At 35.1% G+C, this 14,188-nt stretch carries 8 protein-coding genes and 6 pseudogenes; 10 read left to right on the top strand and 4 right to left on the bottom strand.

Annotated elements, in window-relative coordinates; translation table 11 throughout:
* The first annotated feature begins 932 nt into the window (after window positions 1-932).
* The 3 genes and pseudogenes from NMD99_RS00245 to NMD99_RS00235 form a co-directional block, all read left to right on the top strand.
* The gene (locus NMD99_RS00245) at window positions 933-1,958 is read left to right on the top strand and encodes an extracellular solute-binding protein (RefSeq protein ID WP_253307261.1); all 1,026 of its coding nucleotides are present in this window, start codon (window positions 933-935) and stop codon (window positions 1,956-1,958) included.
* A gap of 203 nt (window positions 1,959-2,161) precedes the next feature.
* Window positions 2,162-3,058 (top strand): aspartate carbamoyltransferase catalytic subunit, encoded by an 897-nt coding sequence (locus NMD99_RS00240; RefSeq protein ID WP_253307260.1) that lies wholly within the window; start codon window positions 2,162-2,164, stop codon window positions 3,056-3,058.
* Window positions 3,059-3,383: 325 nt separating this feature from the next.
* Window positions 3,384-3,536 (top strand): annotated as a pseudogene (locus NMD99_RS00235) (IS4 family transposase); the annotation flags it as partial.
* 121 nt (window positions 3,537-3,657) lie between these two features.
* On the opposite strand, the gene rho reads toward NMD99_RS00235, so the two are convergent.
* Complete coding sequence (gene rho / locus NMD99_RS00230) at window positions 3,658-5,061, bottom strand: transcription termination factor Rho (protein ID WP_264328936.1); 1,404 nt, start codon at window positions 5,059-5,061, stop codon at window positions 3,658-3,660.
* Between the two features lie 192 nt (window positions 5,062-5,253).
* Window positions 5,254-5,862 carry a cell cycle transcriptional regulator TrcR gene (locus NMD99_RS00225; RefSeq protein ID WP_309166152.1) on the bottom strand — a complete coding sequence of 203 codons (609 nt, stop codon included), beginning with the start codon at window positions 5,860-5,862 and terminating at the stop codon, window positions 5,254-5,256.
* A 334-nt stretch (window positions 5,863-6,196) separates the two neighbouring features.
* Between NMD99_RS00225 and NMD99_RS00220 the strand changes: the two are divergent.
* From NMD99_RS00220 to trpS, 5 genes and pseudogenes are all read left to right on the top strand, one after another.
* Window positions 6,197-8,008 (top strand): annotated as a pseudogene (locus NMD99_RS00220) (peptidylprolyl isomerase); the annotation flags it as partial.
* A 376-nt stretch (window positions 8,009-8,384) separates the two neighbouring features.
* Window positions 8,385-8,705, top strand: a complete 321-nt coding sequence (gene rpsP / locus NMD99_RS00215) for a 30S ribosomal protein S16 (RefSeq protein ID WP_253307256.1) — start codon at window positions 8,385-8,387, stop codon at window positions 8,703-8,705.
* Window positions 8,706-8,716: 11 nt separating this feature from the next.
* A pseudogene (locus NMD99_RS00210) lies at window positions 8,717-9,702 on the top strand (polyprenyl synthetase family protein).
* A 61-nt stretch (window positions 9,703-9,763) separates the two neighbouring features.
* Window positions 9,764-10,333, top strand: coding sequence for a nucleotide exchange factor GrpE (locus tag NMD99_RS00205; RefSeq protein WP_253307254.1), 570 nt, complete (start codon window positions 9,764-9,766; stop codon window positions 10,331-10,333).
* A 17-nt stretch (window positions 10,334-10,350) separates the two neighbouring features.
* On the top strand, window positions 10,351-11,349 hold the full coding sequence (gene trpS, locus NMD99_RS00200; RefSeq protein ID WP_264688393.1) for a tryptophan--tRNA ligase: 999 nt from the start codon (window positions 10,351-10,353) through the stop codon (window positions 11,347-11,349).
* A gap of 86 nt (window positions 11,350-11,435) precedes the next feature.
* Here the strand turns inward: trpS and NMD99_RS00195 are convergent.
* Both NMD99_RS00195 and NMD99_RS00190 read right to left on the bottom strand, forming a co-directional pair.
* A pseudogene (locus tag NMD99_RS00195) lies at window positions 11,436-11,644 on the bottom strand (IS256 family transposase); the annotation flags it as partial.
* Between the two features lie 10 nt (window positions 11,645-11,654).
* A pseudogene (locus tag NMD99_RS00190) lies at window positions 11,655-12,169 on the bottom strand (gamma carbonic anhydrase family protein).
* Between the two features lie 144 nt (window positions 12,170-12,313).
* On the opposite strand from NMD99_RS00190, the gene secG reads away from it, so the two are divergent.
* Window positions 12,314-12,634, top strand: a complete 321-nt coding sequence (gene secG, locus NMD99_RS00185; RefSeq protein WP_264732556.1) for a preprotein translocase subunit SecG — start codon at window positions 12,314-12,316, stop codon at window positions 12,632-12,634.
* Window positions 12,634-13,755 (top strand): annotated as a pseudogene (locus tag NMD99_RS00180) (CTP synthase); the annotation flags it as partial. The gene secG and the pseudogene NMD99_RS00180, both read left to right, overlap by 1 nt.
* Between the last annotated feature and the right edge of the window lie 433 nt (window positions 13,756-14,188).

Raw genomic sequence — 14,188 nt, 5'->3', positions numbered from 1 at the left:
ATATAGATCTAAAATATTAAGATCTAGTAAATATTACTTTTGTAATTCATGTAGAACTATAGCTATAATAAGTAATACGTCATACCGCCGCGGTATCTCTTAGCCGCTAACACGTAGCGGGATGACGATTGTCAGGGTGTCATCCCAGCGCCCCTATGATGTCATCCCAGTGCGTGACACTGGGATCTAGTCTTTATCATGCAGCCACTTATTTAAAGTTAAGTTTTCTGGATTCCAGTGTCTGGGCACTGGGATGACACCTGTAGCCCTACGTCATACCGCCGCGGTATCTCCAGATCCGCTAACACGTAGCGGGATGACGGTTGTCGTTTAGCCATAAATATTTAAGAAATTTACCAAACGAAAAAAAAGGCAAAAGAGGCCCTGGTCATTGTCTATTTTCTGTATTGGCGTTTTTTTAAGTCTTAAACACTGCAATTTAGCTGCTTTTAAGTGCAGCTCACCTTAGTTCAAATGTTTAAGAAATTTACTAAGCAGAAAAAAAGGCAAAAGAAACCCCGTGTTAGCTAGTTATCACTCTCTAATCCTGCAAATTGGCGTACTATACTGTCTTAAACGCTTTATAAGCGCGTTTCAGCTTGTGTAGGTAAAAACCTAGAAATGTTGTGAAGACATAAGGTGCACATAGTGCAAAAAATTAAAAATAAGACGCCAACTACGTTGTTTTTTTGCTGTTTAATCTGCACAGATGAAGATAACTGAATACCTTCAGTTTCATGATAAGGGGGCTGACGGAGTTTGTCAAGTAGGTTTTATGGCCTAGCGTCACGCGCTGGAATGACAATTTCGATTATTTCATACATTGACTTCGGTAAATCCAAATTATATTAGCTACATCTAACGAATTTTACACTTGCTAAGATTGCGCTATTTGAGTATCTTTAACTGAAAGAAGTTATTTTTTATCCAATATGAAAAAAGCCTTTATATTCACATCCTTAATAGCAGTTGTATTAATAGTCATTACTTTTTTGTATAAAAACAGCGGAACTGACAATTCACAAGTAGTGAATGTCTATTCATCGCGCAAAGAAGAATTAGTACGTACTTTATTTGATGAATTTACAAAAAATACAGGCATTAAAGTACGTTACATCATTGATGATTATTCTCAGCTACTTTCACGCATGGAAAATGGCGGTGAAGCTGACTTGCTTTTAACTGCAGATGCAGTGAACCTGATTTTGGCAAAAAAAAGAGGGCTTTTATCTCAAGTGGATTCAGAGATTTTAAAAAGTGTTATACCTGCAAAATTTAGAGATAGTGAAGATTATTGGTTTGGCCTTACAAAAAGAACCAGAATATTAGTTTATAATAAAGAGTCAGTAAATCCTAAAAACTTAAGTACTTATGAAGATTTAGCAAATGAAAAATGGAAAGGAAAAATATTAGTGCGTTCTTCTACAAGTCCATATAACCGGTCATTGATTGCTTTTATGATTGCAAATAATGGTTTTGAAAAGACGAAAGAATGGGTAAGTGGAATTGTGAGTAATATGGCAAGAAAACCAAGTGGTGGTGATACTGACCAAATTTATGCTGTAGCTGCTGGTGAAGGAGATGTTGCAATAGTAAATAGTTATTACTTTGCAAGAATTCTTTCATCAGAAAATAAAAAGAATGTTATAGACAAACTAGGGGCTTTTTTTCCTAATCGCAATGATCACGGCGTAATGGTAAACATCAGTGGTGCAGCAGTAACAAAAAACGCAAAAAACAGGGAAAATGCTATAGTCTTATTGGAATTTTTAGTAAGCAAGCAGGCTCAAGAGCTATACGCTAAAAAAAACCAAGAATACCCTGTTATTGAAGGCGTTGAAACTTCCGATATACTAAAGTCTTGGGGAAATTATCCACAAAGTGATTTACCTCTAAGTGAACTTGAGAAGCATCTTCTTGAGGCTGTTATGATAGCGGATGAGTGTAAGTGGAAGTAATCCCCAGTGCCACTGAACACTGGGATGAAAGATTTATGCTAATGTACCTTACTCTTGACTCGCTGAACTTTTTCTTCCTTCTAACTTAATTTTGACTTTACTATCTTTTTCTGTTCTTTCACCAAAACAATTGCTGCACAAGAGGTCTATTGAAAAACAATAATAAGAAAGTAGAATAGGTTCAAGTAGTTGAAAAGGAAACTATGCACAAGAGAAGGAATTTGTTAAACATCTCAGACCTTACAGTCGATGATGTAGAAAATATAACTAAGTTGGCTAACCAGTACCTTAAAAAAGAAGCTGCAAATAGTCATATCTTGGAAAATAAGACAGTAATAAATTTATTCTTTGAAGATTCAACGCGTACACTTGCGTCTTTTGAAATAGCAGCAAAAAGCCTTGGAGCAAATGTTGTAACTTTGCCAATAAGATCTTCTTCTATTAACAAGGGAGAAGATCTAAAAGACATGATCAAAACATTAAATGCAATGAATCCTGACTATATAATAATCAGGCAAAAAAATAGCGGTATTGTTAATATGCTGGCTAAGAATGTTAGCTGCTCGCTAATCAACGCAGGCGATGGAAGCAGTGAACACCCAACTCAAGCTCTTGCAGATTATCTTGTAATCAGCAGTCATAAAAAGCAAATAAAGGATCTCAAAGTTGTGATATGTGGAGATATTCTGCACAGCAGAGTTGCAAGGTCAAATATAAGGTTGCTAAAAATGTTTGGAGCAGAGATAAGCTTGGTCGCACCACCAACTTTGATTTGTAAGCATTTTCCTGAAGTAGATTCAGTCCATTATTCATTAATTGAAGGTATAAAGGATGCTGATGTAATCATGCTTTTAAGACTGCAGAAAGAGCGCATGAATAATAGTTGTTTTGTTCCTTCAGAGAAAGAATATTTTCATTTGTATGGACTTGATTCACAAAAGCTATCATACGCAAAACCAGATGCGATTGTTATGCACCCAGGGCCAATAAATAGAGGGATTGAGATTAGCAGCGATGTAGCAGATTGTGTTATTTTACAGCAAGTAGAATTTGGATTGGCAATACGTAAGGCAGTGCTGCACTATTATAGGCCTTGTTAATATTAAAAGATGCTACACAACTAATGCGAAAGAAGGGTTTTTTCATGAAATGACGAGAATGGTTTGAGAATGGCCATTAAGATGTTAAGGCCGAGGATATAGTGTGGAAGTTTTTACGAAAGCCTGAAGTCAATCAACAACCTTGCAGAACGGCAAATTAGACGGCTATCGTAAAAACAGCTTTTTCACCTGGTTGGAACGTGGGGAAAGGTTCGTGGAAGAATGTTGTCGATATTTTTGACATCACGTCTCAATGGCCAAAATCCCTTCCAAAAGTTACGACTGCTTAGTTCTTTATTCATTCTCACAATCCGTGAACGGTTACTTGTTTTTAGCGTTAAGCAGCAAAATTAATAATTTGAGAATTTTCCTGAAAAAACTTACCACAAACTGGTCACAATTTTCTGTGAAAGACAGATATAGAAAGACTAGAGTATCCACCTTAAGTTCATTGAATTTTCTTACCTTTGCTTCTTAACTTGACGCGTATAGTTTATTTAACGCTCCCTAAGTTCGCCATTGCCTGAACGGATACAATTATTTTAACTATAAAAGCGTTTTACTTTTTGCTCAGCATATCCATCATAACTGGCTTACTTTTAGTGATTCATGGAGTTAAAAAAGTCAGCATTGCTCTTTGTTAAAAGTAGTTTGTCACGTAAAAATTCCATTGCTTCAACAGATCCCATAGGATTGAGTATTCTACGCAACACCCATATTTTATTTAGTATAGCCTTATCAACTAATAGCTCTTCCTTCCTTGTTCCGGATTTTGTAATGTCAATAGCTGGAAATATACGTTTATCAGAAAGTTTTCTATCAAGTATAATCTCAGCGTTTCCTGTACCTTTAAACTCTTCAAAAATAACCTCATCCATTTTTGAACCAGTGTCTATAAGAGCTGTAGCAATGATTGTCAAAGAACCACCATTTTCAATATTACGAGCCGCTCCAAAAAAACGCTTGGGTCTCTGCAGTGCATTTGAATCCACACCACCAGTTAGAACTTTCCCAGACGAAGGAATAACAGCGTTATAAGCACGTGCAAGTCTAGTAATATTGTCAAGTAGGATTACCACATCTTTTTTATGCTCAACCATTCTTTTAGCTTTTTCTATTACTATTTCAGCAAGCTGTACGTGACGGTAAGCAGGCTCATCAAACGTAGAACTCACTACCTCACCTTTTACAGAACGTATCATATCTGTTACTTCTTCAGGTCTTTCATCTATAAGTAACACTATTAATTCTATTTCAGGGTGATTTATAGCTATAGAGTTAGCCATTTGCTGAAGCAATACAGTTTTTCCTGTGCGAGGTGGAGCAACTACTAACGCTCTTTGCCCTTTTCCAAGAGGAGCTACTATATCTATAGCACGCATGCTTAAGCCTTTTTTATCATCACCACTATTACACTCAAGTACTATGCTTTCCTCAGGATAAAGAGGAAGCAAATTATCAAAATGGACGTACTTTCTTAATTCACTGACTTCAGTAGAGTTTATACTTTGAACCTTAGTTAAAGTAAAATATCTTTCTTTATCACCAGGTGGCCTTATTTCTCCACATGCCATATCTCCTGTACGTAAATTAAACTTCTTTATTTGCCCGTTAGAAATATAAACATCATCGGTACTTGGAGCATAATTTGCACTTGCTGAACGTAAGAAACCGAAACCATCAGGCAATATTTCCACTATTCCACTCCCTGTGGTTATGCCTCCTTCTTCGCTCATTTTCTTCATTAAGCTGAATATCATTTCCTGCTTTAGCATTCTACCATTGCTTTTACCGTTAGTTGAAATTTTTCTTTCTTCAGCTAACTCTAACAATTCTTCTGCTGTTTTCTCTTTTAATTCGCTCAGATCTAATGTTTTTCTGTTTTTCTCAGTACCTTCATTGACCATCTGTTTTACTGTATCGTTATTGTGAATTTGCTCACTTTTTTCAGGTTGAGCTGTAACCTTTCCTTTTGCCAAAACATCTTCATTGATTGTTGTCATAATCCTCCAAAAATTTTAATTGATGCTTACTAACCTAAAATGTGACTATAAGATAATAAATTAGGCTGAGCTAGTTTTAGTGCGTATTAAGCTTAATTATTATTAAACCCCGTACTTTACTTACATTATACTAATAAACACTAGCAAGTCAAGTTAATTTAATGTTAACAAAGCACAAAAATTTGAGGATTTTCAATAGCTATTCTTTATATTTTTTAACCTTTCTTGCTTCTCTTCTTCTACTTTTGCTTTTTCCACTTCTGCTTCTAAATTTTCTTGACTACATAAGCCAAGTAGTACAGGATCTTGGGGTTTTATATTTTGCATGTTATGATGAGATCCATCTCTTACTTGCTCAACTGTGTAATTTGTTGTACTAATTAATTTAGCTATAACGTTATTATCCAAGATAGGAAATTTTTTTACTAAATAATAAATCGCATCAGGTTTATCTCTACGCCTTGCCGTAGAGGCAAAGCCAAGAATGCTACCAATCGCTTTACTCCTTTTTTTTATATTTTTTATAATCAAATTTGGTACACGGTTTGAATTTTTTTTGCAATCATCGATTTCTTTTTCAGTAATTACCCCAGAAATAATAGGGTTATATTTTTCAACTTCTATTTCCTCATCAGCTATGTCTTGTACTTCTTCAAGGGCCAACCTACAGCATTGTGCTATTTGATTAAAAGTTAAACCAGTGTTGTCTACTAACCAAGCAGCTATTTGCATTAGAAACTGTTTATTTCCATCGTTATTGCCCTTAGAAGATTCCATTGACATCAAAAAAGCATCTCCCATTTAAAGTATCCCTTACTGTTATACAGAGCTAAAATATAAGCTATTAAAACTAAAAAAGCATTAATTTTGTCATTCAATGACTTTTTGTTTGTCACTTCCCACCTCTTAAGTTAATTAAATGCGCTTACGTTTAAGCATATTTCAAACGATTCAAAAAAATATTTTCCCTTCTTAAGGTATAGTATAACTTAGTCAAACATATGTTTCTATTTAAGAAAAGAGTTAAATTTTAAGTTAATATATTGTAATATTATATATATTGGCTAATAAAGCAACAGGTTTACAAGAATTAAATTATCACTATTCTATAATTAACCATTAATTAACTGAGTTTAAAATGAATGTTAAAAATTTTTTCACTAAAGTAACCGTTGTCCTTTTAGCTTGCTTATTAGTCTTCATGGGAATTGGCAACCTTTTATCAGGTGATGATGAAAAAGAAGAGGTAGCTAGGGTTGGAAAAGAAGTTATAACGTCAGATGAGTATAAATCACTATATCAAAATTATGAAAAGCAAATTTCTGGATCTGATGCGAGTAGAGAACAAGTAAAAAAGCTGAAATATGATTTGCTTAACGCACTTATAGAGCAAAAACTATTGTTTAACCTAATTAGTGAGCTGGGGTTGACAGTTGGAGAAGAGTCTATAAAAAACCATATTAAAAATACCAAATACTTTCAAAATGATAAAGGCGAATTTGACAAAAATAAATTCCATGAAACGCTAAATGACCTGCATATGACAGAGAAAGAGTATATAGCAAAGCTAGAGAAAGTTCTGCCTGCAATGATGTTCATGACTTCGTTATTTAAAGATAATTATCCGGTAACTTTTGGCGAGAGAGTTGATGAGCAGATATACAAAAGTCGCTACCAAACTAGAGTGGTTGATATTGTTAAAATAACTGAAGATGCAGTTACAAACATTCCTGAACCAGATGATCAAGCATTACTTGATTTGTACGAAAGAAATAAATCCCATTTTTATTATCCTGAGTATCGAACTGCGCAATATATTTCCCTAGGCCAAAAGTATTTTGAAGATCAAATCAAGATCTCAGATGAAGAAGTTGATGGTATAATAGAACAACAGGAACTAAAAGATCAAAGAGATGTATTCAATGTAATATTTTCTACCAAAGAAGAAGCTGAGACAGCAAGAAGAGCATTTGAGGAGGGTAAAACAAGCTTTGAACAGATAGTAGGAGAGTTTGGCAAAGCAAAACTTGAGGAAACTAGAGTAAATAATATAACTAAGGATTTTTTACCAGAAGACGTGAGGGAAAAGGTATTTGCTCTCAAAGTAGGTGAAGTAAGTGAAGTTTTAGCAAGCAGTTTTGGTTGGCATATAATAAAAGTGGAAAGTGCGCATCAAATCTCTGATGAAGACTTAGTTGATTTAAAAAAAGACATAAAGTCAGTTCTAACTAACCAAAAGTCTTTTGAAAGAGTCAATGATTTCATAAACCAAGTGAACTATAAGATATACAATGGTTCAGAAATTGAAGAAATATTGAGTGAATATAATTTACCTATACAAACTATTGGTCCAGTAGATGCGAGTGGAAAAGATCAAAGCGGTAATAACGTAGGAGATTCTGGTGATTTGATTTCTTTCATTTTTTCGCGAGAAAAGGATCAGAAAGGTTATTTCAAGGGCGTTGGGGACGCTGTTGTTAGTGTAAAAATCATTGATATCGTTCCACCCAAATTGCAAAGTTTTGAAGAAGGCAGGGCATTAGCGGTAGAGCTTTGGTGTAGTGAGTTTATAAAAGAAAGAATGTTTAAAATTGGGCAAGAGGTTGCAGTTCAACTAAGAGAAAAAACAGATTTGGAAGAAATTCAAGGTGTGGAATTAGTTAAAGGTCAGCAGATGCAACGCAATGAAGTGGATCAACAAAACTACCCCTTTTCTTTTGTAGAAGAGATTTTCAATATGAAAACAACTGGTTCAGTGACAGACCCTATTCAATACAATAATGAAATTATAATAGGTGTTCTAAAAGAAATGCATTCATCAAATGGTAAATTAAACACGCTTGACACCGGAAAACGTGTGATGATATCGCTAAAAGAGCAATTAATTAGCTATCTGGAATCAAAGTATAAAGTCGAAGTTAATCACGCTATACTTGATGATATATAGTCAAAAATCTTATAAGTTGCTTCAAACGCATCCAGTGCCGAGACACACAACTGTACGAACATTGCGATTTGAGAGCAATCTTCACTAGGAAGGATGTCATCCCAGTCTGGGATCCAGGAATTTTATTAAGTATAAAAGTAGCCGTTTTATGTTAAAATACAACGTTTTAATGATTATGAAAAGGCTGGATTCCAGACTGGAATGACACCATTTGCTGTGCAATTTACCTTCAAAAATGAATGTTCGTATAGCTGTGCGCCCGGCGCTGCCCTACATTATTGGTAATTATATTATAAGGTGCAAAAGTTGTATAATTCATTTGACTTAAAACGGCTCATTGTATAAAATTGTGACTAATATATGAATAAAGGTTAACATGGTAGTTAAAATAAGGTTGGCAAGGTTTGGCGCAAAGAAACGCCCTTTTTATAGGATAGTTGTAGCTGATTCACGAGCACCAAGAGATGGGCGTTTTATTGAGAAAATAGGACAATATGATCCAATGTTACCAAAAGACAATAAAAATCGTGTTGTGGTGAAGGCTGATAGATTAAAACATTGGCTAAGCGTAGGCGCGCAAGCAACTGAAAGAGTACTATGGTTCATTAAAAAAGGCATAGTAACTTTAGAAACAGAACCAAAGAAAACAGAAAAGAAGAAAGTAGAGAACGAGAAAGCACAGGGACAAGAAGCATAAGTCTCTTTAAAATGCTAAATACTGATTTAACAAATAATGGTAAATTAGACGATGTCGTATCTTCTGATCTATCAGCTATGAAGGACTTTATCTTCAAAAATGTCAATGATGAAGGTGCTAAGCTTGCTACTGATATTATATCTCATCTTGTTAGTTCAGGTGGAAAAAAAATAAGGCCTAAACTAGTTTTTATTATATGTAAAATGCTAAACTATTCTGGGAGGATAGGATCAACGTTGCTGCATCGGTAGAGTTTATACACAATGCTACTTTACTTCATGATGATGTGCTCGATGAAAGTGAGGCACGCCATGGAGTTAAAACAGCGAATAAGATTTGGGGAAATAAATCAAGCATTTTAGTTGGTGATCTATTGTTGACTCTAGCATTTAGATGGCTTATAGAGTGTGGAAATTTAAATATTCTCTCTATTTTATCTAAAGCATCGCATTTACTTGTGAAGGGTGAAATAAAGCAGATGACAACACGTTTTGACCCCCACACAGTCAGGGAAAATTATTTTGATATCATTGGAGAAAAGACAGCATCTTTATTTTCTGCATGCTGTGAAGCTGCATCTACAGTATCTGGTGCAACAAATGACGAAACAGAGAGGCTAAAGAATTTTGGTTTTAATTTTGGTATGGCATTTCAAATAGTTGATGATATGCTCGATTATACTGCTAATCAAGGCACTTCTGGAAAACAAGTCGGAAAAGACTTTTTCGAAGGTAAAGTCACCTTACCTGCTATTATAGCATACGAAAAGGGCAGTCCAGCAGAGCAAAAATTCTGGGAAAAATGCTTTTCTTCAGCTAGACACAATTTTGACCAAGCATTACACTATATTAATCACCATAATGCCATTCAGCTTTCTATGGAAAAAGCTAGATACTACATTAATATGGCACAAAATGATATTAGTACTTTTTCTGATTCTTTTTATAAAATTACTTTAATTGACTTTTTAAATGCGAGCATAGAAAGACAAATGTAGCTGGTGCTTGATATTTTCGAATTAATTGCTATATATTTATTAGATTCTTAAGGATAGTGATATGTCAGACAGTAGTAAAGAAAAAAAGAGGAAATTTGCCGATATGGTAAATAGGCAGAAAGGTGACGACCAACAAAGTGATAACCATAAGCAAACTGATGATTTAAATGAAGATCTCAATACATTAAAAGAACGTGCAGCTCAGCTTGAAGATCATTTACGCCGTGCTGTTGCAGATAATGAAAACGTCAAACGTATAATGCAAAAGCAAATTAGCGATGCAAGTGACTATGCAGTCACAAAATTTGCACGTGATATGATCGACTCGTGCGACAATTTAAAAAAAGTAATGGAAATTTTGAAAGACGGTGATCCTGTTCATGAGGGGATTAAAGTAGCTTATCAAAAAATTATAAATGATCTAAAAAAACATGGAATAGAGGAAGTAGATCCACTTGGTGAGCTTTTTGATAGTAATTTACACCAAGCTGTTGTGGAAAGAGAAGACAATGAAAAAGAGCCTGGCACTATTATAGAAGTACTACAGACTGGTTATACTATCAAAAATAGGTTGCTCCGTCCTGCAATGGTTATTCTTTCTAAGAAATCTGCTGATTGTGGAAGCGATTAGCATGAGGTAAATGTATAATGACAAGTATTGTCTTTTCAGGTATCCAGCCAAGTGGCGTACTACATTTAGGTAATTATCTTGGTGCAATCAAACAGTGGATAGACTTACAGCATAAATACAAATCTCTTTTTTGTATTGTCGACCTACATGCAATCACAGCAAATAAGCTTCCCGCAAGTGAATTAAAAAGTAATATTTTCAAAACAGCAGCAGCTTATATTGCATGTGGAATAGATCCAGAAAAGTCCATTATTTTTAATCAGTCCACGGTTAGTGGTCATGCAGAACTGGGCTGGCTGCTTGGGTGCTATACACCAATTGGTTGGCTTAATCGCATGACTCAATTTAAAGATAAAGCTGGCGGCGATAAACAAAAAGCCTCTCTTGGATTATATAGTTATCCAGTACTTATGGCTGCAGATATATTGTTGTATCAAACTAAATACGTTCCTGTTGGTGATGATCAAAAACAGCATTTGGAGCTTGCACGTGATATTGCATCAGCTTTTAACAATCATTATAAACTGGATTATTTCATCGTACCTGAAATCTTAACTTTGGATTGCACATCAAGAATAATGAGCTTAAGAGATGGCACAAGCAAGATGAGTAAATCTGACCCTTCAGAATATTCGTGCATTAACCTTGATGATACGGATGATTTAATTGTCAAAAAAATAGAAAAAGCAAAAACAGATTCAATTCTAGGCTTTGATTTTGCTACTTTAGAGTGCCGACCAGAAATAAGCAATTTGATAAACATTTATTCAGTGCTTAGTAATGTAAATGCGGAAAAAGTATGTGAAGAAGTGAACAAACATGACATGAAGCACTTCAAAAAAGAGTTAGCTGATTTAATTATCAGTGTTATATCACCCATACGTGAGAGAATGAATGATCTTTTAAAAGACCAATTCCATTTACGTGAAATATTAAAAAAAGGTACAAAGAAAGCAGCAGAAATTGCAACCCATAATATAAAAGAAATCAAGGATATTATTGGATTTGCTCAATAGACCTCTTGCATAACCTAAGGAATCAATTCAAAATTGTAAAAACAGGCAATAAGGAAATGTTCAAAAAAGTGTGTCAAACCGCATTTTTAACTCAACTCAATTTTCAATCTACCAGGAAAGAAAATATCAAGTTGAGATATAGTTAAAGCCCAATTAGGATAGTCCAATTTTGCTCTGCCTTTTTTATAGCACAATATACCTGTTTGTACAAGCTAGTAAATGAGCCCTTAGTTTTAGTGAATTTTCTAATCTGTCTATGCAGTCCCTCAATAGGGTTGGTAGTATAAATTAGCCTCACGCGAACTTTAATTTTTATATTCCTTCATTAGCATAATATAATTTTGTGCTGATTGTGTAATATGTTTAATTTCTTCATTCGACATTTTTTTGAAGAACTTTGCTGGCCTGCCAGCCCATATTTCCCACTTTTTATTACTTTTCCATGTGTCACTAGCGAGCCAGCAGCTACCATAGCTTCAGGCTCCACAACTGCATGGTCCATCACGGTAGAGCCCATACCAATAAACGCTTTATCATGCACCATACATGCATGCAACATACAAAAATGTCCCACTGTTACCATATTGCCAATAGTTGTATCACCACCTGGGTTTCTATCCACATGAATTACCGTTCCATCTTGAATATTTGTTCCATCACCTATTTTTATTGATCCAACGTCCCCTCTGACCACACAATTAAACCAGATGCTCGCATCTTTTCCTATTTCAACCTTGCCTATGATATGCGAACCACCTGCGATGAAAGCACTTTCGTCTATTTTTGGTTCATAATCTTTGTATTTTAAAATGTGATACATATTAAGCCCACAGTTTTATGCATATGCTAACCAAAATAAGGTAGGCAGTAAATACATACTTAGATTCCAAGCTACTTGGGTGACAGATGTTCTTGACTTATGCACTTTATGCTCCTAAAATTTTTATTTTCAGCTCTATCTATAATGTCAGTAGCGGTATTAAGTATATTTCAAGTAATATTGGTTGTTGTGTTAGTAATTTTAGTGCTCTTGCAGCCGCCTGGGAGTAGTTCGTTAAGTGGTTTTAGTAATACACAACAGGGAGTCAATTCGATGATTCCGGTAAAATCTTCTGAAAACCCGCTCAGCAGAATAACGGCTATTGTTGCTGGATTGTTTATTATAAACACATTGCTATTGTCAGGATTATATTCAAAAGACGTACATAAAAAATCGATTGCAGAGAAAATTATATTAGAAAAAAAGCAAGAAAGTGAACCTACTTCTGTTCCATTTGAAAATTAATGAAGGAAGCTAAATTTATCTTTGTCACAGGTGGAGTTGTGTCATCGCTTGGTAAAGGCTTAGTTGCTTCAAGCGTTGGTGCGCTTCTTCAAGCTTACGGTTTTAAGATCCGTATCAGAAAACTTGACCCGTATCTCAACATTGATCCTGGACAATGAACCCAACTCAGCACGGAGAGGTGTTTGTTACCGAGGATGGTGCTGAAACTGATTTGGATCTTGGGCATTATGAGCGTTTTACTGGAATTAAAGCAACAAAAGATGACAATATAACAACTGGTAAGATATATCATGAGTTGTTGAAGAAAGAGAGGCGTGGTGATTATCTGGGCAAAACTGTGCAAGTCATTCCTCATGTGACAGATTTAATCAAATCGTTCATTTTTAATGGTACGGAAGGTTTAGATCTTGTAATATGTGAAATAGGCGGAACTGTAGGTGACATTGAAAGCCAACCATTTTTGGAGGCTATACGCCAAGTTAACTACACATTAGGAAAACAAAGAGTTATCCTTATTCACTTAACTTTAATACCATATCTTGCCGCAGCGCAAGAATTAAAGACAAAACCAACGCAGCATTCAGTTCGAGAGTTAAATTCCGCGGGGTTACAACCAGATATTATATTATGCCGCAGTGAGAAAGAAATTTTCGATAATCAGAGAGAGAAATAGCTAAGCTTTGCAATGTTTCTTTGTCCAATGTGATACCTGCTCCTGATGTGAGTCATATATATGAGTTACCGGTGTTGTATAGCCAATGTGGGCTTGATACGCAAATTTTGGAGCACTTTCATTTAAGTGAGCCAAAACCAAGCTTGATTGAATGGGATCAAATAGTGCATTCCATAAGGCACCCAACACAGGAAGTTACTGTGTCTATAGTGGGAAAATACACCGAATTCCCTGATGCGTATAAATCACTAGTTGAAGCATTAAATCATGGTGCGATTAGTAATAAAGTCAAAGTAAAGATAAATTGGGTTAACTCAAGAGAGAAGGAAGAAAAACCTATAAATGAAAAGCTTATAGGGAGAAGTTACAGAATTCTCATGCAATTCTTGTCCCAGGGGGGTTTGGTGATGACGGAGTAGAGAGTAAAATATTAGCAATAAATTATGCCACCAGCAGGGTGTCATGCAAGTAGCTGACACATAGCTGTACGAACATTCATTTTTGAAGGTAAATTGCACAGCAAATGGTGTCATCCCAGTGCCCAGACACTGGGATCCAGAAATTTTGCTTATAACTGAGCTGATGAGCTAAAGGTAGTTGTCTTACGCTAAAACAAACGTTTTTAATTAAGTTGCATAGAAGCTGGATCCCAGTGTCTGGGCACTTTAGACAATGTTACAAAAAATAATATCATAGAATTCAATAGGATAATCCCTAGAGAATTACTCATCTACAAAAAGGCAAATCGTGTTAATGCTGTTTAGATGTAAAAGATAAGCTAAATCTTTACATGGAATTTAAAACAGTAGAATACCTTTGATTGAAAGAAAGCACCAACTTTATGGGGTGAGCAACTGCAACTACTACCACTAAATCAATAA

This window comes from Wolbachia endosymbiont of Listronotus oregonensis, from assembly GCF_031205055.1.
In the GTDB taxonomy this organism is placed as follows: Bacteria; Pseudomonadota; Alphaproteobacteria; order Rickettsiales; family Anaplasmataceae; genus Wolbachia.
The sequence above is the reverse complement of the archived record's forward strand: the minus strand, read 5'-3'. Positions and strand labels throughout refer to the sequence as shown.